At 42.1% G+C, this 20,115-nt stretch carries 16 protein-coding genes; 2 read left to right on the forward strand and 14 right to left on the reverse strand.

The window, feature by feature from the left end:
• Positions 1-4: 4 nt before the first annotated feature.
• Genes BJF97_RS19335 through BJF97_RS19345 form a run of 3 tightly spaced genes read right to left on the reverse strand, consistent with a single transcriptional unit; the run spans position 5 to position 3,418 of the window.
• Positions 5-1,897, reverse strand: a complete 1,893-nt coding sequence (locus BJF97_RS19335) for a DUF4422 domain-containing protein (RefSeq protein ID WP_032693857.1) — start codon at positions 1,895-1,897, stop codon at positions 5-7.
• A 13-nt stretch (positions 1,898-1,910) separates the two neighbouring features.
• The gene (locus tag BJF97_RS19340; protein WP_004852439.1) at positions 1,911-2,651 is read right to left on the reverse strand and encodes an ABC transporter ATP-binding protein; all 741 of its coding nucleotides are present in this window, start codon (positions 2,649-2,651) and stop codon (positions 1,911-1,913) included.
• On the reverse strand, positions 2,651-3,418 hold the full coding sequence (locus BJF97_RS19345) for an ABC transporter permease (RefSeq protein ID WP_004138730.1): 768 nt from the start codon (positions 3,416-3,418) through the stop codon (positions 2,651-2,653). Before BJF97_RS19345 ends, BJF97_RS19340 begins: the two co-directional genes overlap by 1 nt.
• Before the next feature lie 1,305 nt (positions 3,419-4,723).
• Here BJF97_RS19345 and BJF97_RS19350 point away from each other — a divergent pair.
• Together BJF97_RS19350 and BJF97_RS34300 are read left to right on the forward strand one after the other, a co-directional pair.
• Positions 4,724-5,728, forward strand: coding sequence for an NAD-dependent epimerase (locus BJF97_RS19350; protein ID WP_032693858.1), 1,005 nt, complete (start codon positions 4,724-4,726; stop codon positions 5,726-5,728).
• 471 nt (positions 5,729-6,199) lie between these two features.
• On the forward strand, positions 6,200-6,322 hold the full coding sequence (locus BJF97_RS34300; RefSeq protein WP_139512586.1) for a small membrane protein: 123 nt from the start codon (positions 6,200-6,202) through the stop codon (positions 6,320-6,322).
• Positions 6,323-6,895: 573 nt separating this feature from the next.
• On the opposite strand, the gene ugd is transcribed toward BJF97_RS34300, so the two are convergent.
• From ugd to BJF97_RS32845, 11 genes are all read right to left on the reverse strand, one after another.
• A complete protein-coding gene (gene ugd / locus BJF97_RS19355; protein ID WP_032693859.1) occupies positions 6,896-8,062 on the reverse strand; it encodes a UDP-glucose 6-dehydrogenase in 1,167 nt (388 codons plus the stop codon).
• A gap of 173 nt (positions 8,063-8,235) precedes the next feature.
• Entirely contained in the window at positions 8,236-8,790 is a 555-nt protein-coding gene (gene rfbC, locus BJF97_RS19360) for a dTDP-4-dehydrorhamnose 3,5-epimerase (RefSeq protein WP_014230057.1), read from the reverse strand.
• A 15-nt stretch (positions 8,791-8,805) separates the two neighbouring features.
• Entirely contained in the window at positions 8,806-9,696 is an 891-nt protein-coding gene (gene rfbD, locus BJF97_RS19365; protein WP_014230058.1) for a dTDP-4-dehydrorhamnose reductase, read from the reverse strand.
• 31 nt (positions 9,697-9,727) lie between these two features.
• Positions 9,728-10,597 (reverse strand): glucose-1-phosphate thymidylyltransferase RfbA, encoded by an 870-nt coding sequence (rfbA, locus tag BJF97_RS19370; RefSeq protein WP_032693860.1) that lies wholly within the window; start codon positions 10,595-10,597, stop codon positions 9,728-9,730.
• A gap of 13 nt (positions 10,598-10,610) precedes the next feature.
• On the reverse strand, positions 10,611-11,675 hold the full coding sequence (rfbB, locus tag BJF97_RS19375) for a dTDP-glucose 4,6-dehydratase (RefSeq protein ID WP_032693861.1): 1,065 nt from the start codon (positions 11,673-11,675) through the stop codon (positions 10,611-10,613).
• Positions 11,676-11,887: 212 nt separating this feature from the next.
• A complete protein-coding gene (gndA, locus tag BJF97_RS19380) occupies positions 11,888-13,294 on the reverse strand; it encodes an NADP-dependent phosphogluconate dehydrogenase (protein WP_014838945.1) in 1,407 nt (468 codons plus the stop codon).
• A 198-nt stretch (positions 13,295-13,492) separates the two neighbouring features.
• Positions 13,493-14,923 (reverse strand): MOP flippase family protein, encoded by a 1,431-nt coding sequence (locus BJF97_RS19385; protein WP_032693862.1) that lies wholly within the window; start codon positions 14,921-14,923, stop codon positions 13,493-13,495.
• A gap of 73 nt (positions 14,924-14,996) precedes the next feature.
• Positions 14,997-15,848 carry a hypothetical protein gene (locus BJF97_RS19390; RefSeq protein WP_032693864.1) on the reverse strand — a complete coding sequence of 284 codons (852 nt, stop codon included), beginning with the start codon at positions 15,846-15,848 and terminating at the stop codon, positions 14,997-14,999.
• Entirely contained in the window at positions 15,841-17,091 is a 1,251-nt protein-coding gene (locus tag BJF97_RS19395; protein WP_032693865.1) for an O-antigen polymerase, read from the reverse strand. The genes BJF97_RS19390 and BJF97_RS19395 overlap by 8 nt, the downstream gene beginning before the upstream one ends.
• A gap of 1 nt (position 17,092) precedes the next feature.
• Positions 17,093-17,863: a glycosyltransferase family 2 protein gene (locus BJF97_RS19400; protein WP_032693866.1), complete on the reverse strand. Its 771-nt coding sequence runs from the start codon at positions 17,861-17,863 to the stop codon at positions 17,093-17,095.
• A gap of 27 nt (positions 17,864-17,890) precedes the next feature.
• Complete coding sequence (locus tag BJF97_RS32845) at positions 17,891-19,678, reverse strand: hypothetical protein (RefSeq protein ID WP_223240602.1); 1,788 nt, start codon at positions 19,676-19,678, stop codon at positions 17,891-17,893.
• Between the last annotated feature and the right edge of the window lie 437 nt (positions 19,679-20,115).

Below are 20,115 nucleotides of genomic sequence, written 5' to 3' on the forward strand. Positions count from 1 at the left end.
AGCCTTAACCAAGAATTGAGCGTCTAACTTTATAGTAGTATTTTGTTATCGTGTTTCGCCTCGGTGAACCGACAGGAGCATATTTATTGAGGAAAGGCATCAACGCTTTTTTGATCTTAGTCTGAAGCAGAACTGGCGTTTGCACTGCAGTTTGCGCAGGACTTGATGAATTTACCGGAGATAACTGACGGAAATAGGTCTCTTTTTCCCATGGCGTATTGATAACGTTTTCCAGGAAATCGTCATAAAAGTCAACCTTGTCCGTATTCCACGGTTTATTCTCCCCGGCATAGTGAATCATATTCGGGTTCTTTCTGGCTTTTAAAAAGCGCATATATGTTGCGAACTGGAGATTGGGGAAAAAGTCATCCGTATTGCCATTACCGTGATAGACATTCCACTCCAGCGGTAAAAACTCAACCCGGCCATAGAAGACTTTGTTCATGATGTCCTGGTCGAGGAACCAGTACTTCTTCTCTTTCAGCGTCTTAATCAGCGCGGAGAAGGTATCTTCCTGCACCATCAGGACAACGTTAAAAACGATAATTCCCGCCTGGAAATACTCATCCGGATTGGTCATTTTAAGCGTTTTTTGCAGATACTCGCCGGCGGGCATCACGCCATCTGCCGATTCCGACATCGCACCAAACTTGACGAAGCCTTCCATCACGATATCTTTAACGGCGGCAACAAGGTTTGTGCCGAGGTCGACATTAAGCAAAGTCGCAAGATCCGCCTTCACCACAGTATCGGAATCGATAAAAATGACCTTCTCATACTCACGGAAAAGCTGCGGAATAAACAAGCGAGCGTAGGTTGATGCACTAAAGTGTGCGCGGGTATGTACGCCATTCAATTCAGTAAAGGCATTCACATCAAAGAAACGCAGTGAAAAGTTTTGCTGTCCCGAGACCAGTTTTAGTAAGCGCTGTTTGTTAAGGTTACTCACCTTATTTTCCAGCACAACAATATCGTAATGGGTGTTTTTATCAGAATGGCGAACAATGGAGTTGATTAAGGCTCCACCGCTGATGGCATAGTTGTCATCAAAACTGATGACTATCGGCGCAGCGTGAGGAAAAACCGGTTCCAGCTTGCCGTTGAATGTCTCATTCGTCACGAAAGTGCGCTGAAGTTCTTTAACTTTCAGGGCCCGGTCTTGCTGCTGCTTAATAATATAAATGTTAAAAAGACGCTCAGCAATATGTCCAATAACACGCTTTTCTTGCGCGTTATAATTATTCATAGAGATGCGGCTTTCAAGATTAGTCAAAATCGCGAAGAGCCATTCTGAATAATCTACGAACATATCTTTGTGCATCACAAACATGTTCGTATAATAGCCATCTGTGGCATTGTTAAACAGCTGAATAGCCGCTTTATAATCCGGATAAAGCTCTTCGACAACCTCCAGGGCAGCCAGATAGTCCTTTATATGTAAAAACTCACCTTTCTCATAATGATCGAGGTTATTTTTACTGCCGGCAGAGGTCACAGACCACTTCTTTGGTAACAGCAGGTCAAACCCTGAAATACAATCCTGGATTGCCGTGTCGGTTAAACCAAACTGCTTTTCATACTCTGCATCAATAACGGGTGAATTAACGACGCCCCAATTATCTTCCGGAAAGCTCTGCTCTGAGGAAAAGTTCAGATGTCGGCGATAATGCATAAAGCCGACATAATCAGAAAGAGATTCATTTTTCCAAACCCAATAATGTGCTGTTAACTCACAGTAAAAGGGGTTTTTAAACGAAATATTATCACCGGTATCATCGCCAATACAGCCGATATCATTATAGGAGTTGGCTTTACCTACATGCAATGGTTTGATAATCGATGCATTAAGGAATGCGCTCGGCTTATGATGACAGGTATAGATCTTAATACTATTCATTTAATTACCAGATTTAGGCCATTGCTTGTTTATAAAGTTCGATGATTCTTTCAGCAGAACCGATTTCCCGCAGACGATGATTTTCGATCCAGACAACCCGATCGCATATCTTTTCCACATCACTCATGTTGTGGCTAACAAACAATATTGTCACGCCACGATTTTTGAACTCTTTAATCGTCTTGATACATTTGGCCTGAAAAGAAATATCGCCGACGGCAAGCACTTCATCGATAATCAGAATATCAGGCTCAACTTGGCTGATAACTGAAAAACCAAGCTTCGCTAGCATACCGCTAGAATAGACGCGGATCGGCTCATCGATAAATTCCCCTAATTCGGAAAATTCAATGATGCGCTCCATTCGCTGCTGCACCTCTTTACGGCGTAACCCAAGAAGTGTGGCATTAAGAAAAATGTTCTCGCGCCCCGTCAATTCTGGATGAAAGCCGCCGCCCAGCTCAAGCATTGAAGCGACTCGCCCACGGGTGGTGACCGATCCTTTTGTGGGTTTTATCACGCCGGCAACCAGCCCCAAAGATGTGCTTTTGCCTGCGCCATTTCGCCCGATGAGCGCAACGGCCTCTCCTTTACCGACCGTAAAAGAAACATCCTGAATAGCAAGATATTTGCGGCCCTTCAGTAATTGAAATGCTCTTTTGGGATGAAATATTAAATCTTTAATACCTGAGCCAATATGATGGTAAAGTGGATACTCTTTTGTCACATTATTAAAATCAATTACTGGTTCCATCACAAGATCTCTGCAAAGCGATATTTTAATTTATTAAAAATACTCAGACCGATAACCGTCAGCACTATACCCGTCAAATATAATACTGAAATATGCTCATAGTTTAACACCCCATCCATAAATAAGTTGCGCCAGCTTAAAATCATACTCGCCAGAGGGTTATAGTCAATAACCCAGCTATATTTTGCCGGAATCATATCGGATGCGTATAAAATGGGCGTACAGTAGAACATTAACATAATACCGAGAGTCACAAATCTTTCCAGATCTCTAAAAAATAGATTTAACGTTGAAAAGATTATGGATATACCAAAGGTGAATATCACCTGCCCGATAGCAATGAGCGGTATTCCCCACAGCCACGAAAGCGAAGGACGCATACCGTATACAAAAAGAAAAGCGACGATGACAGGAATGGTACACAAGAAGTGTAACCCTTCCATCATGACATTACTGAGCGGGATAACTGAGCGCGGAAATACAGTTTTTTTAATAATTTGCGCATTAGCAATAAATGAAAAAAGTGAATTTGTTGCTGAGCTTGCAAACCACTGCCAAGGAAACAGCCCCGTTATTAGAAAAAGGGTATAATTAGGTATCTGAACACGCATGATCAGTTTGAAAATAAAATAGTAGATCATCGCAAAAAGCAAAGGATTGGCAATTGACCATAAATAACCAAACACGCTACTTTTATACCGTACCTTTAGATCTTTATTAGTGATAACAACAAGCAGGTCAAATAAATACCCTAGATTATACTTCATTTTTATACTCATAAATTATTCTACGAAATTTTAAGCATTTTGTTATGCACTTTAGATTTCGCGTTGTAGCTGACTAAACCCCCGTCAGCTGCGATAGCTCTAACGCCCGAACTTATAGATTGCCGGTAGATACCGTGACTTGAGCATACGAGCTGAAAACCTAAGCACATAGATTAAAGCAAGATTTTCCCGAGTTTTGTCTCCGCTTTAATGCATTGGCAGCAGCCGACCATTGTAGATCTTGCATACCGAACTGGGACAAGTGAGATGCTGACCTGGAGATGACCAGTTAATGTGCTGTTTCATGACAAACAGTAAAAACTGCTATTTTACAGTCAGATACCCCCTCCCCTTAATGTTATGAGATAGCTTTAAATCACGCTACCGCCCTTGGCTGTCGCAACCAAACTGCGTAATGATTCATCTATCTTGTCTGTCAAAACCTCCAGCGCCTGTTATCACAACCACAGCGCACTGGCTCAACGCCGTCCTGACGTTAAACAGCGGCTGTCGAAAAAGTGGCCGCCCGTGACACCGGCTGTTGCTCGCTTGAAAACGATAAAGATTCAAGCAGGGGCACACTCTCGCTGTTTGCTTTCGCCTCATCCATCAGGAATTTCTCAATTCGCTCTTCTGACAAGCCTGTTTTTCATGCGTCAGAGGGCTCTGTCTCCGTTATCTACCCATTCATCTTCTGATGAATCAGCGCAAACTGTGCTCCAATATTGATTGAAATGACGCCAACAATCAGTTTAGTGTCATATTTAATGCTGCGCACAGGATAGCTGATTAAGCTGACAACACAATGGTCATGCAAATGAGCAGCAGCATTATAGCGCTGGTCTATAGGAATAAAAATGAAAATACGTTGCCAATCAATTCATATTGCAAATGATTCAGGAGGTAAACATAATTTAAACAAAATTCGACAACAAAAATAACCACTTGATTTAAAAAGGAAAACCTTAAAAACCTGCCTTCGATGTGAAATAATTGTAAACTCAAACATAAAATCAATTTTAATCTGCGTTATTTCTCCGGGGCATAAACCGTTTGGGCAGAACAGGGAATCCTGAGTACACGATCAAACCATACGCAATCATTATCTTGCTAATCATAAAGCACGGATAATGAATTTCATTCAAACTACAGAACGCCAGTACATTCTCGGTACTATCCGGACGCCAGCGCTTCCCCAGCGAACACATGAACATAATCAGCAACGGTAAAGCAGGTGATCCACGCGGCAAGCCAGTGTAAAATCAACGAATAGATAGCGGGACACAGTCACCCCAGAGGATGAATATGAAATTTTTAGTAACTGGAGCCGCAGGATTCATCGGCTTTCATACCTGCAAGCGCCTTCTGGAGGCGGGTCATGAGGTTGTCGGCCTCGACAACATGAACGACTATTATGACGTCAATCTTAAGCAGGCCCGTCTGGATTTACTGCAATCTCCCCTGTTCAGTTTTCACAAAATCGATCTCGCGGATCGTGAAGGTATTGCCCGGCTTTTTGCTAACGAGAAATTTAACCGCGTGATCCATCTCGCCGCGCAGGCAGGAGTTCGCTACTCCCTGGAAAACCCGTTCGCTTATGCTGACGCTAACCTGATTGGTTATCTGAACATTCTTGAAGGCTGCAGACACAACAACGTTGAGCATTTGCTCTATGCCTCATCCAGTTCGGTCTATGGCCTGAACCGTAAAATGCCGTTCTCTACGGAGGATTCGGTTGATCATCCGGTTTCGCTGTATGCCGCCACCAAGAAAGCGAATGAACTGATGGCGCATACCTACTCGCATCTTTATGGCATTCCAACCACCGGACTGAGATTCTTCACCGTCTACGGCCCGTGGGGCCGTCCGGATATGGCGCTGTTCAAGTTTACGAAAGCCATGCTGGAAGGCAAGAGTATTGATGTCTACAACTACGGCAAGATGAAGCGCGACTTCACCTACATTGACGATATCGTTGAGGCGGTTGTAAGGATGCAGGACATTATCCCGCAGCCTAATCTGGAATGGACCGTTGAAACGGGTTCACCAGCGGATAGCTCGGCGCCATACCGGGTGTATAACATCGGGAATAGCTCACCGGTTGAGCTCATGGATTACATCACTGCTCTGGAAGAGGCTCTGGGGATGGTGGCGGAGAAAAATATGATGCCAATACAGCCCGGCGATGTGCTGGAAACCAGCGCAGATACCAGGCCGCTGTATGATGTGGTGGGATTCAGGCCACAAACGACGGTTAGCCAGGGGGTGAAGAACTTCGTTGACTGGTATAAAGCCTATTACAAGGCGTAGTCATATCAGGCATTGTGGATTTAGCCGCAGCAGAACGCTACTGCGGCTTTTTTATATCGGAAATGGTCATTGGATAAACTTATCCATCCAGCTGCGAGTTGAGAGACGCCATTTATTCATGGCCTGCCGCTGAAACCACACAATACCTAAACGCAGATTTAACACGAAGCAAACAAAACCTTCAACAAACTCTCATCTAAGCCACTTCCATTACCCTCACTGAAGAGCATTACCTTATAAAGCAAACAATCCCCAGCTTATCAGTCTGCCAGCAAAGTCGGCCACAGCGCTATTATTCAACGTAACGGTAATGAAAAAGTTTTTTCCACTTTTCTCAAAAAAAAACCACAAACACCATATAGGAATTTTCTTAAATTCAGGCTATGTTAAGCAGGCAAAGGCATGCTTTTGCAGAGATATTAGTTCGCAGGCAAACGGATTTATAACATTCCTTTCATTCTGGTACGCATTATGGCAAACATAATTTTCTTAGTAGTTGCTGCCATCCTGTTGATTGTTTCAGTCTATTTTCTGATTTCTTATATCAAAGATCAGAAAAAGACCAAGCTGACTTTTAACAAACGAAAGTGGTGAAAAGAAAACTTAATATAATTATAATACAGGCATAGGAAATAATAATATAAGAATAAAACACTGCCAGCGGTGGGGATACGCATAGTCTTTACAGCTGGCATTGGATATCTTTTTAAAATAAAAATGTCATATTAAACTGATACTATATCCTTAGCATCAGCACGCTCTTCTCATGGCCATGAATGGCTTGCGTTTGCTATGCCTGCGCCCTTCCCTTGAAAGATCCCGCAACTTCCCGTGTCAATATCAATCAGCGCCTCACCGCAACGCAGTACGGCTGAGAACCCGGGATCCAGAAACAACAAAAGCCTGCAAGCAGGCTCTGTTTTACCTTCCGGCGCTTATCTCCAGCGTCTACATCACAGTGACGGTAGCTCTTCACAAGGTGAATTTAACATATCCGACCTCAATGGTTGGGACAAGATGATCGATTGAAGAATTTAAGCGAGGTCACGTTTTTTAGGGAGTTGGGCCGGGGAAGAGGGACAATACGATTTGTCAGGCGAATAGCTGAACCCTTCAGGAGAGAGGAAAATTCTGGCCGACAGCGCATCTGCCGGCCAGAGGGGGGATTTAGTCACTACCGAACAAATCGCGGGTATACACTTTGTCAGCGACATCCGACAGCTCTTCAGCCATTCGGTTTGAGACAATCACGTCAGCTTCTTGTTTGAACGCGTCGAAATCACGAACCACGCGGGAATTAAAGAACTCATCTTCCTGCATAACCGGTTCGTAGATAATGACCGGGATACCTTTGGCTTTGATACGCTTCATGATGCCCTGAATTGAGGAAGCTCGGAAGTTATCGGAGCCACTCTTCATGATCAGGCGATAGATACCAACCACTTTAGGCTTGCGTGCCAGGATAGAGTCAGCGACAAAATCTTTACGCGTGCGGTTAGCATCTACGATGGCACCGATGATGTTATTCGGCACAGATTCGTAGTTTGCCAGCAGTTGCTTGGTATCTTTCGGCAGGCAGTAGCCGCCGTAGCCAAAGGATGGGTTGTTATAGTGATTACCGATTCGCGGATCGAGACACACGCCTTCGATGATCTGTTTACTGTTCAGACCCTGGCTTTCAGCATAGCTGTCCAGTTCATTAAAGTAGGCTACGCGCAGCGCCAGATAGGTATTGGCGAATAACTTAATTGCCTCAGCTTCGGTAGAGTCAGTAAACAGCGTCGGGATATCCTGCTTAATCGCGCCTTCTTTCAGCAGATTAGCAAAACGCTCCGCGCGTTCTGAACGTTCGCCAATGACGATACGAGACGGGTGCAGGTTGTCGTAAAGCGCGCGGCCTTCACGCAGAAACTCAGGAGAGAAAATGACGTTATCAATGCCCAGGCGCTCTTTAATATCACGCGTAAAGCCAACGGGAATGGTGGATTTAATAATCATTACCGCATCTGGGTTAATCTCGGTAACATCACGAATAACGGCTTCAACGGTCGAAGTATTGAAGTAGTTCGTTTTCGGATCGTAGTCAGTGGGCGTAGCGATAATGACATAATCTGCATCACGATAGGCATCATGCTTGTCAGTTGTCGCGCGAAAATTCAACGGTTTTTCCGCCAGATATTCCTGGATCTCCTTATCGACAATCGGAGAAATCTTTTGGTTAATCATATCAACTTTGGATTGAATGATATCCAGCGCCACCACTTCGTGGTTTTGCGCAATCAGGATGCCATTCGATAAACCAACATAACCGGTACCGGAAATAGTAATTTTCATTCGATCACACTTTAATCAGTTAACTGGACGGCGGCGGATGGCCGCAAATTAAGCAAAACTGTTGATGTTTCTACTCTCAGGAACAATGTAAGTCAAGCAAGACACCAAAGGTCTCTGAAATACTGTATAGGCCTATAAAGGGCCTATACAGTAAATGAAGCTATATTTTATGCTTATTTATATACTTCAGCTGTCTTTAAGGTATGAGCCTGCAAATCCTTATCAGATAAAGAGAGCGTACAGTCTGCAATCTCCGGCCACTGGATATTAATCTCCGGATCGTTCCAGATAATGCTCCGCTCAGACTGCGGCGCATAATAGTTCGTAGCCTTGTACACAAACTGAACCGTTTCGCTCAACGCCATGAAGCCATGGGCAAACCCTTCCGGGATCCACAGCTGACGCTTGTTTTCCGCGCTCAGTACCGCCCCCACCCATTTACCAAACGTTGGCGATGAACGGCGGATATCGACCGCCACATCAAACACCTCGCCTTCAATGCAGCGAACCAGTTTGCCCTGGGCATGCGGGTCAAGCTGGTAGTGCAGTCCGCGCAGCACGCCTTTCTGCGACTGAGAGTGGTTATCCTGAACAAACTCCACTTTCCGCCCCACTGCTTCATCAAATACTTTACTGCTGAAGCTCTCAAAGAAAAAACCGCGCGCATCGCCGAAGACACGAGGTTCAAAAATCAGCACTTCAGGGATATCTGTCTTAATAATATTCATAATATTTCTGCCCGTTTACTTGCCCAGAACTTCTGTTACCACGCGCGCCACGCCCTGACGCCAGTCCGGCAGCGTCACACCAAATACACGCTGGAATTTCTCATTCGACAGCCGCGAGTTCAGCGGACGTTTTGCCGGCGTTGGGTAGGCCGTGGTCGGGATACCGCTTACTGCTTTAATTGCCAGCTCTGCGCCGTGCGACCGCGCCACCTCAAAAACAAATTCCGCGTACTCCGCCCAGCTGGTTTCCCCGCTGGCCACCAGATGATAGGTCCCGGCTACAGCACGGTTGCGCTGTTCTTCACGAATGGCGATTGCCGTACAGTCCGCCAGCAGCTCTGCGCCGGTTGGCGCACCGTGCTGATCGTTAATAATCGACAGCGCCTCTTTCTCACCTGCCAGACGCAGCATCGTTTTAGCGAAGTTTGCCCCGCGGGTGGCATATACCCAACTGGTACGGAAAATAAGATGGCGCGGATTCGCCTGCTCCAGCGCGATTTCCCCGGCTCGTTTGGTTTCGCCATACACGTTCAGCGGCCCGGTCGCTTCATCTTCCAGACGATAGTGGCTTCCCTGGCCGTCAAACACATAGTCCGTTGAGTAGTGCACCATCAACGCCCCCAGCTTCGCTGACTCTTCTGCCAGCACCGCCACGCCCCGGTCGTTCAGCAGATCGGAAAGCTCGCGCTCGCTTTCCGCTTTGTCCACCGCCGTATGGGCAGCCGCGTTCACCACTACATCCGGTTTTACCGTACGGACCGTCTGCGCGATCCCTTCCAGGTTGGTAAGATCACCGCACAGCGTTTTATCAAAAAAGTCCACGGCAACCACTTCGCCCAGCGTGGACAGCGCACGCTGCAGTTCCCAGCCCACCTGACCATTTTTGCCAATCAGTAAAATTTTCATACGTTAATATCCCAATGATGACCGGCAGCCATTAATGCTCATTCAGCAAACGTTTCAGGTAAGCACCGTACTCGGTTTTCTTCAATCGTTCGGCCTGTGCCGCCACCCCTTCCGCGCTCAGCCACTGCTTGCGATAAGCAATTTCTTCCAGGCAGGCTACTTTCATCCCCTGACGCTTCTCGATGGTATGGATAAACTGAGAGGCCTCAATCAGGCTGTCGTGGGTTCCCGTATCCAGCCAGGCAAAACCACGGCCCAGCAGTTCAACCTGCAGGTCACCCCGATCCAGATACATCTGGTTCAGCGTGGTAATCTCAAGCTCCCCGCGCGCGGAGGGTTTAACTTCCTTCGCCATTGCCACCACATCGGTGTCATAAAAATAGAGTCCGGTCACCGCCCAGTCAGATTTCGGCTTCAGCGGCTTCTCTTCAATCGACAGCGCTTTAAAGTTCTCATCAAACTCCACCACACCGAAACGTTCCGGATCGAGAACCTGGTAGCCGAATACCGTAGCTCCGGATGTTTTGCTGGCCGCCGCATCCAGTTTCCGGCCAAAGCTCTGACCAAAGTAGATGTTATCGCCCAGGACTAATGCACAGGCATCATTACCGATAAACTTCTCGCCGATGATAAAGGCCTGCGCCAGACCGTCCGGCGACGGCTGAATCGCATAGCTGAAATTCACCCCAAACTGAGAACCGTCACCCAGCAGACGCTGAAATGCGGGCATATCCTCCGGCGTGGTGATAATCAGGATATCCTTGATTCCCGCCAGCATCAGAACAGAAATCGGGTAGTAAATCATCGGCTTGTCATAAATGGGCAGTAGCTGCTTGGAAACACCCTGGGTGATCGGATATAAACGCGTGCCGGATCCGCCGGCCAGTACAATACCTTTCATACTTCTTTCCTTTTTAGTTGTTCAGGCCAAGACGTTCACCGGCATAGGAGCCATCCAGCACGCGCTGCCACCAGGTCGTGTTGTTCAGGTACCAGTGGACCGTTTTTTCAATTCCGCTTTCAAACGTCTCTTCGGGCACCCAGCCCAGATCGCGCTGAATTTTCGCCGCATCAATGGCATAACGCAGGTCGTGACCCGGACGGTCTTTCACAAACGTAATCAGATCGGCAAACTGGTTGATATTGCCCGGCTTCTGTTCAACCACTTTATCGAGAATGGCGCAAATGGTGCGCACGACATCAATATTTTTACGCTCGTTGTGACCGCCGATGTTGTACGTTTCACCACTGCGGCCTTCCGTCGCCACTTTGTATAGCGCCCGGGCGTGATCTTCCACGTACAGCCAATCGCGGATCTGTTCTCCATTGCCGTAGACGGGCAGCGGTTTGCCGGAGAGGGCATTGAGGATGGTCAGCGGAATAAGTTTTTCCGGGAAGTGATACGGGCCGTAGTTGTTGGAGCAGTTGGTCACCACCACCGGCAGGCCGTAGGTACGGTTCCAGGCGCGGACAAGATGGTCGCTGCCGGCCTTGGAGGCAGAGTACGGGCTGCTTGGCGCGTACGGGGTCTCTTCGGTGAACAGATCATCGGTACCATGCAGGTCGCCGTAGACTTCATCGGTCGAAATATGGTGGAAGCGGAAAGTCTGCTTCTGCGCCGTATCGAGAGCTGACCAGTACTGGCGGGCCGCTTCCAGCAGGGTGAAAGTTCCAATCAGGTTGGTCTGAATAAAGGCAGCAGGCCCATCGATAGAGCGGTCCACGTGACTCTCTGCGGCCAGGTGCATCACAATATCCGGACGGAAATCGCTGAACTGCTCTGCCACAGATTTGGCATCAGTGATATCTGTCTGAGAAAACGAGTAGCGTTTATTACCAGCAACCGGCGCCAGGGACTCCAGGTTACCGGCGTAGGTGAGGCAATCTATTACGCGTACTTCGTCGGAGGTGTTTTCAATGATATGACGAACAACTGCAGAACCAATAAAACCTGCACCGCCAGTGACAAGGATCTTCATATTTAACTTACCTTTTATTACCAGAGCCTAATAAAATTCGAAATATATTCCTTAGGATATGAGTATCATATTAAATGATTTCCTTTAGAAAAACATTTGCAAATTACGTTTTTAAAAAATTAGGATAAGGGAGTACTAATTAGAGGAGAGGAATTCTATTTTTTGAAAATTTATGCCCGGGTTAATACCCCGGGCAAATGACACTATAAAGTTTATTCCATCCACTCAGTGTGGAACACACCCTCTTTATCGGTACGCTTATAGGTATGCGCACCGAAATAGTCACGCTGCGCCTGAATCAGGTTAGCAGGCAAGACTGCGGAACGATAGCTATCGTAGTAGGCGATGGCAGCAGAGAATGTCGGAACCGGAATACCATTCTGCACAGCATATGCGACAACATCGCGCAGGGCTTGCTGATAATCATCGGCGATCTGCTTGAAGTATGGTGCCAGCAGCAGGTTGGCAATGCCGGCATTCTGCTCATAGGCATCAGTAATCTTTTGCAGGAACTGAGCACGAATGATACAGCCGGCACGGAAGATTTTCGCGATCTCACCGTAGTTCAGATCCCAATGGTATTCATCAGAAGCCGCGCGCAGTTGGGAGAAACCTTGAGCGTAAGAGACGATTTTGCCCAGATACAGAGCACGGCGAACTTTCTCAACGAACTCCGCTTTATCGCCTGCACTCTTCGCCTGCGGTCCGGTAAGGACTTTCGAAGCAGCCACACGCTGATCTTTAAGCGAAGAGATGTAGCGTGCGAATACAGATTCAGTGATAAGTGACAGCGGTTCGCCGAGGTCAAGAGAGCTCTGGCTGGTCCATTTACCGGTACCTTTGTTTGCCGCCTCATCGAGGATCACGTCGACCAGGTATTTGCCCTCTTCATCTTTTTTGGTGAAGATGTCTTTAGTGATGTCAATGAGATAGCTGCTAAGCTCACCTTCATTCCATTCGGTAAAGGTTTGCGCCAGCTCTTCATTAGAAAGCGCCAGACCACCTTTCAGTAAAGCGTAGGCTTCTGCAATAAGCTGCATATCGCCGTATTCAATACCGTTGTGAACCATTTTGACATAATGACCAGCACCATCAGCACCGATATAAGTTACGCACGGCTCACCGTCTTCAGCGACAGCTGCAATCTGCTTAAGAATGGGAGCAACCAGTTCATAAGCTTCTTTCTGACCGCCAGGCATGATCGAAGGACCTTTAAGAGCCCCTTCTTCACCGCCGGACACGCCGGTCCCGATGAAGTTAAAACCTTCAGCAGAAAGCTCACGATTACGACGAATCGTATCCTGGAAGAAGGTATTACCACCATCGATGATGATGTCACCCTTGTCCAGGTAAGGCTTCAGAGAGTCGATGGCACTATCAGTGCCTGCGCCCGCCTTCACCATTAACAGGATACGGCGTGGAGTTTCGAGCGACTCAACAAACTCTTGCACTGTATAATGTGGGACCAGCTTCTTGCCGGGATTCTCGGCAATCACTTCTTCGGTCTTTTCACGGGAGCGGTTGAAAACGGAGACGGTATAACCACGGCTCTCGATGTTGAGCGCAAGGTTACGCCCCATCACTGCCATACCGACAACCCCGATCTGTTGCTTGGACATTACATACTCCTGTTGGCGAATAAAACAATTTCACACTAATACTGACCTAAACCAGTACCTAGTTATACTATATTTTTTATATCAAATGTATAACAAAAATGTTCATGTAGATGTGACAAAATCTAAAATCACTTAGTTATCCAAAGAGGAGTTAAAAAAACCCAAACATCAGGGAAAATAGCCTATTAATATTTATAATCATCCTCTTACCTTTGCAAGAACTATCTTTCGAAGTGAGGCAGATAGGATAAAAGATGCCACAAAATAAACTATAGCACCTGTAAATGACAATGACGCTAGCAAATAGAGACTATTAACAACCCCAGAAAAAAAGAAATAATCAATGATTTTTAGATAAGCTAACATGACTAACGTAGCTAAAACAATTGAATAGTTCTTTTTAAAAAAAACAATAAGATTCTCTTCCAACAAATTCATTAGAAAGAACATAACAGGGAAGAAATTTATTATATTGGCAATGAGATAACACATAGCAAATGTCGTTATCGAATATTGGACGCCAATTATAAAAGCACCCACCTGTAATATCATTCCTATTATACCTAACTTCAATAAAGTATCTGTACGGCCTTTAGCCATAAACACCGAACCAGAAGTACTGAGTACTGCTTGTATTATTGCTGTCGGAGCAAGCCACTTTAATACAATACCAGTAAGATGCCATTCCTCTCCAAATACCAATCGGATAAAAGGCTCACTATAGAATGCCAAACCAGACATTAAAGGACATGTAATAAATAAAACAACATAAACGCAATTCATATATATCTTTGATATATCTTTATTATTATTTTGTTGTTTACTCAATATAGGATAAAGAGACCTTGTAGCAACAAAAGTAAGGCTTTGTAACGGGAAAAGCATGATTCTATATGCAAGATTGTAGCTACCCAAAATTGAAGCAGACATGAACTTCCCTATTATAAAGCTATCTGCATTTCGTGAAAAATAATTTATAAAATTAAACATGGATAAATTTGCACTAAAACTAAAAATACTTTTTAAATCTTTATAATGGATGAAAATTTTAAATGAAGGACGCCACTTTGAAGCATGCCAAAATTGAATAGCCGACATCAAATTAAGTATTACAGCTTGTCCAACAAGACTAAAAACACCATACCCCAAATTAGCTAGAGTAATTGCTAATACTAACGAAGTAAGAGAGGAAGAAATTTCTATTCTAGAGACTGTTTTGAACTTTGAATCTCTCTCAAGCAGAGCAAGATGTGCAGCAGCGCAGCTGGAAAGTGGAAATGTAAAACTTAGCAACATCAGTACGAGAGTTAACTTCGGTTGATGATAAATATTTGAAATTACGCTTGAGCCAGCAAAAACAAGTACAAAGAGACCTAACCCCATAAGGAGGTTTAACCAGAAGACTGTATTTATTAGAGATTCTGTAAGATCTCTTTTTTGTATTAATGCAGCTGACGTACCTAAATCTCGTAACAAAATACCTAAATTAACAACAACAAGTGCCATTGCCATTAATCCATATTCGCTTGGTGGGATAATCTTGGCTAAATAGACTATGTTTGTTAGTTGCACCAACATTTTAATAAATTGTGATGCCATATTCCATTTGGCATTTGAAAGCAATGTCATATTAGGCAAACCTTTAATTATGCATTAAGCATGCAACGAAGCCATAAAAAAAAGGGTACATCGTGCTACAAGATCAGTGACATCTTGGATGATGTCCCTTAATAAAAGTTAAAGTAAGTAACTTTAAACTTTTATATCTCCCAGCAATAACTTCTTTAAAAATACACCTTGACATACCTAAAATCATATGAAAAATCGACTTAGAATAAAAGCGACAAGAAATCGCATAGTCATAAAGATGTTCGCGGTGACGCCAATCAGAAAAAGTTGTAGAAGTTTTTGAAAGTGAGTGTTCCATTGTACTAAATATTTGGATATGAATGTTGTAACGATTTTTTATTTTTTCAATTCTGCGAAAAAAACTGTAATCAACACCGTATAAGGCATAACGTTCGTCAAAGAGGGTAAGCTCCTCCGCATTAAAAGATTCAACAAGACTTTTATAAATGACTAAGCCAGAGCCAATTGAAATGATTTTTTCATGACTTTCGAAAATATAAGGGATTACCTTATCAAATACGTGACCATTGCATAATGGATAATGTATTAGCTTTTGTTCTGAATCAACAATCCTAGGAATTTGTAGTCCTATTTGATTATTGTAATTTTTAAGCATATCTTTGAAGAAGTCATCAGATACATTGGTATCATCATCAAAGAAAATAAATCGTTCATAATTGTTAAAATTATTAATGACAGTATTATAAATCACAGCCAAAGATCTGTTTTCCAAGTATTCATAATAAGTCACATCAATAAATTTTTTTTTCAATGCTTGATATGCTGAATCAAACGCAATTTTAACTGGCCCGTTATTTATCACTACGAGATGAGCGTTTTGAAACTCAACTCTCAATAAATTAATCAAAGTTAAAGAAGAGGAGAAATCCTTACCATATAAAATAACCGCAATTACATTATTCACGAATTACTCCATCGTCACTATTTGCATCATAAATATAATCTATTCTTTTATTATTAAAAAAAAGCATGGCCATTGGGAGCTGTGCTAACACATTAAGATTGAAATAACCATTACCAAATATTAGCAGTAAATTGATCTGACTAATTACAGAGAAGAGTAAAATTGTAGATTTTTTCTTTTTAACTCGGTTAAACACGTAAGATGAGATTACGCCATGTATAAAACTGAAAATCGCCATCCCAAGAATTCCCTGTGAAAGAAAAATCTCGATATATCCACTGCCAACATTAAATGCTCCACTAATTTGATAGGATCTGGCAAATGCATCTTCATCTGTAACGGCACATTGTAATGCCCCCCTAGCTACTTTCGGCAAAAGACTGCACAGAAAATTGAGGTTTGTATCTGTTTGTCCCATGTGTATAGCATTTGTTAAATTAACTATTGGAGTTACAATATAAATGTAAGCCCACATAAAACCACTAGGCATCCAATCAGGATATTCAAAGCTTGGATGTGCCAATTGTATAAAGAGCTGCCTGCCAGTTCTAATATCTCCGATATACCCAAATAATAAGAAAACAAGCAATACAGATAGAACCACTAAAAAAATAGTTTTTGGTTTAACTTTTGTCGTAATGAGATGTATCATTCCCAATTGTATAAATGACACCATAATCATTTTTCTAGTGACAAGAAGTACAAAGATAGAAATAATGAATAAGGCAAACCATAGGGATTTTTTATTTTTAAAGCATATATAATCATAATAATTAGATGCAACTAAAAGGCAGCCAAAAGCAAGGACAAAGCCATGTAATGAAGGAATTCCAAAAGCAAATTGGGAGACCGTATGCCCCATAGCCATTGATATTAAAGGTATATAGCCGGCAATAGCAATCTCAACCACAACAAGTGCGAAAAAAAACCACGTCAAATTTCTTGTTTTCTTTAAAGCTTTTTTGGCGCCTGATTGGAAATCGACCACATGGTATGGTCCATTCTTCTTCTTCTTAGGAGCCAACCTATTCACAAAGGAAAAAAGAAAATACCCCGCCAGGAAAGGCACAATAATTATTGTGACTGTAACCCCAATTTCACTTATAGGAAAAATTAATAGGTCTGATAAACTCAAAGAATAAAGAATAAAGACACCAAGCCATATAAAGCAAAAAGTAAATAACGGAGACGTTAACTTTCCCTTATTTATCCTAAAATTCCTTATAGCATTTACTATAGCCATTTCAGTCTCTCTTTAATACACTAACGATGCTTCGAAGCTGAAGTGAAAATAAAAACTTAAACATTGACAACTTATTTTTTAAAAATAGAGAACGATGTTTATCAAGAATGTATTGACGAGCAATTATCCCCTTTTTGAATCCTTTTGATATTGAATCAGGTGACTCAATACATAAAGACAAAAGTTCTGCTATATAAAAACCTCTTGCTTTAGCGGCGATTCTTAATGCCAACTCCCAATCCTGAAACCTCTTCAATTCAACATCAAAACAGCCACATTCAATCAATGTATTTTTTTTTGCAATTAAGCATTGAGTACTAATCATATTACATGCTAATAATTCTTTCACAAAATCTTCATTAATAACACCTGATGAACCATTATAAACCCCACCAACCATAGACTTCAGTCCAACCATGCGCACAAATGGATGAAAGATGTAATCAATGGTAACGTCATTTGAGTTGATAACTTTCTCAATATAATTTAGTTTATCTATTCTCCAATAGTCATCACTATCATTAAAAGCAACCCAATCATGACTAGCTGCTGAAATCCCTATATTTCTTGCATTACAGGCTCCAGTTCTACCATTTGTTTTCAAAATCCTGATATTTAAATCCTTAATTATGTCAATTGAACTGTCTGTTGAACCATCATCAACGACTATAACTTCAACATTATGATTCCCAACCTGATTCAACACCGAAAGTACTGCAGAAAGAATACTGCCTTCTCGATTATAACATGGTATAACTACACTTATATCCATTAACAACACCTTAAATTTGACTAAATATTACATTTTCTGAAAATCACTCTTAACATAAACATTTGAAACCTCCTTGCCTATGCTTAAATGATTTTTAACTTTTAGAAAAGACACATTCATTGACTCAATAGTTAAATCATTTTGGAATTCAATTTCTATGTCATTACCACTATTTTGTCGGGTAGGGTTATTGAAGTTAAGATGATTATTATCACCTCGGATATATTTAGTTCCTGTTTCAGGATTTACTGTTCCCTTTGTAAATTTGCAGCAATAACTATTAACCGGAGAATCATCAGACGAGGGGCCACCAAAATCCAACTTTAGCATATTGCCTGTACCACCTCTGATAATTGCACTCTGACATTTAAAACTTAAATTACACCTAACTAAGTCCTTAGTTTCTAGTTTATACTCTGATATATTGAAATTATTAAAAAAACAATCCACTGAACCTTGAAGAAATACATCAGCCCCGACTATAGATTCAATAACTGAATTCCGTAAACCGTAAAACCAAATTCCACGTTTGAAATTGGATCTCGGCCGCTCACAAATAACATTGTTAAGAATTATATTATCATTCCAGCAGGAATATGGCGTATATAAAGCATCGACAAAGAGAGAATAATTACTTTGTTTATTTGAATATGAATTTGAATCACTTATGACTATATTTGACAAAACAAGTTGTGGTGAACTCATAACCTTCAAAGTTGAATTATCACTACTACTTTCTGAATTTGCAATCTTTAGATTCTGTATTATACTTTTGCCAAAACAGTACGTTATATTAACTGTTGATGGTTCACTGAGTCCAGTAACATTCAAATTATTAACATTAATACTGTAGCAATTAGAAATAATAAGACGATCTATAGATAAAGAAGATACCTTTAGATCATTAATATTTCTTAATACTAATTTTTTTATGCGGCCTTGACCAGTCACATCAACTTCGTTTAAAAAACTAGTTCTTATAAGCCATGGATTCAAGTGCGAGTAGATAGTACGCGAACTCAAGATTATATGAGTTTCATCGATAGATTTAATTTTAACGTATTCAAAATAATTTTTTCCACCACCGACGCTATCGGTGCCATCAACGTTTTCAATCCTAATAATATCACCCGAACTAAACTTGCTAGTGAAGTCGCCAACAATCGTATATGAACCTTTATGCAGGCCCCCCTTAAAGGCAACAACGCTTTTCAGTTTGCTTATGATAGGATATGTATAAGGAAATCGGGTTCCGTTTTTAACTATAAAATTTGATTCATTTACATCTACAACATTTAAAATATCAATGCCATTTTCATTTCCGAACTGTGAACTTCCACCATGTTGATCATCTAGAGAAACAGAAACCACATCGCCCGTTTTTATTTTAAGGTTTTCATTAGAGAACGTATTAGTTCCTGTAGAAAAAGATTTCCACCCTTTTTTTATTCTTGAATTACTTTCAGCAGAAAAAAGACTTCCTGCGATAGAAAGCTCGAAATTTAGATAGCTTCCATTTGGTATATTAATTTTTACCGGAACATTAATACTTATATCATCGCTGTGATATACACCTTTTAAAAAGGTACAACTCATTCCGTTAAGATAAGCATATTGTAGAGCTTTTTCAATAGCTTCTTTATTGTTAAAAACCCCATCTGGCCTAGCTCCAAACATTTCTGGTGTAACTGAATTTTTATTACTCTGGCACGCTAAAGGATCGGTTTCAGATTTAAAACCTTCTTTACCTTTTGATGGCACGCTCAAAACCAATGGCGAAAATGCTATACTTTTTAGTAAATCTCTACGTCTCATTTTAGCCTCACTACTATACAAAATCTTCAGGGCCAGTAAAAACCGCATAATCAAAAATTATAATAGGTGTGTTATACCAAGAAAAACCCTCAACAATAACTAATGTAAAATTATAAAAGTTTATTATTAATTTTATATCATTTAATCATCCAATCATTATTTTTGACAGATATCAAAATAATGATTAGTTAATTCTTATTATTTACGAACATTAGAATCTTGGGTATATTATATTAACTCTCAACCAGGAAAGCACATAGTTTTATTGAACACTCTTTAAATATAGACATTAATTATTCTAATAATATCCAATCTAAAACTCGCCGAGCAATAAAACGTGACATTGCCCGGCATATCAAGCTAAAAAACATTTCATGAGCTGAATATTATTTTGTTTCAACTCTTGCCCGTAGCAATAAAAATGTCTATCCAAAATG

This window comes from Klebsiella sp. LTGPAF-6F, from assembly GCF_001753185.1.
Classification (GTDB): Bacteria; Pseudomonadota; Gammaproteobacteria; order Enterobacterales; family Enterobacteriaceae; genus Klebsiella; species Klebsiella michiganensis.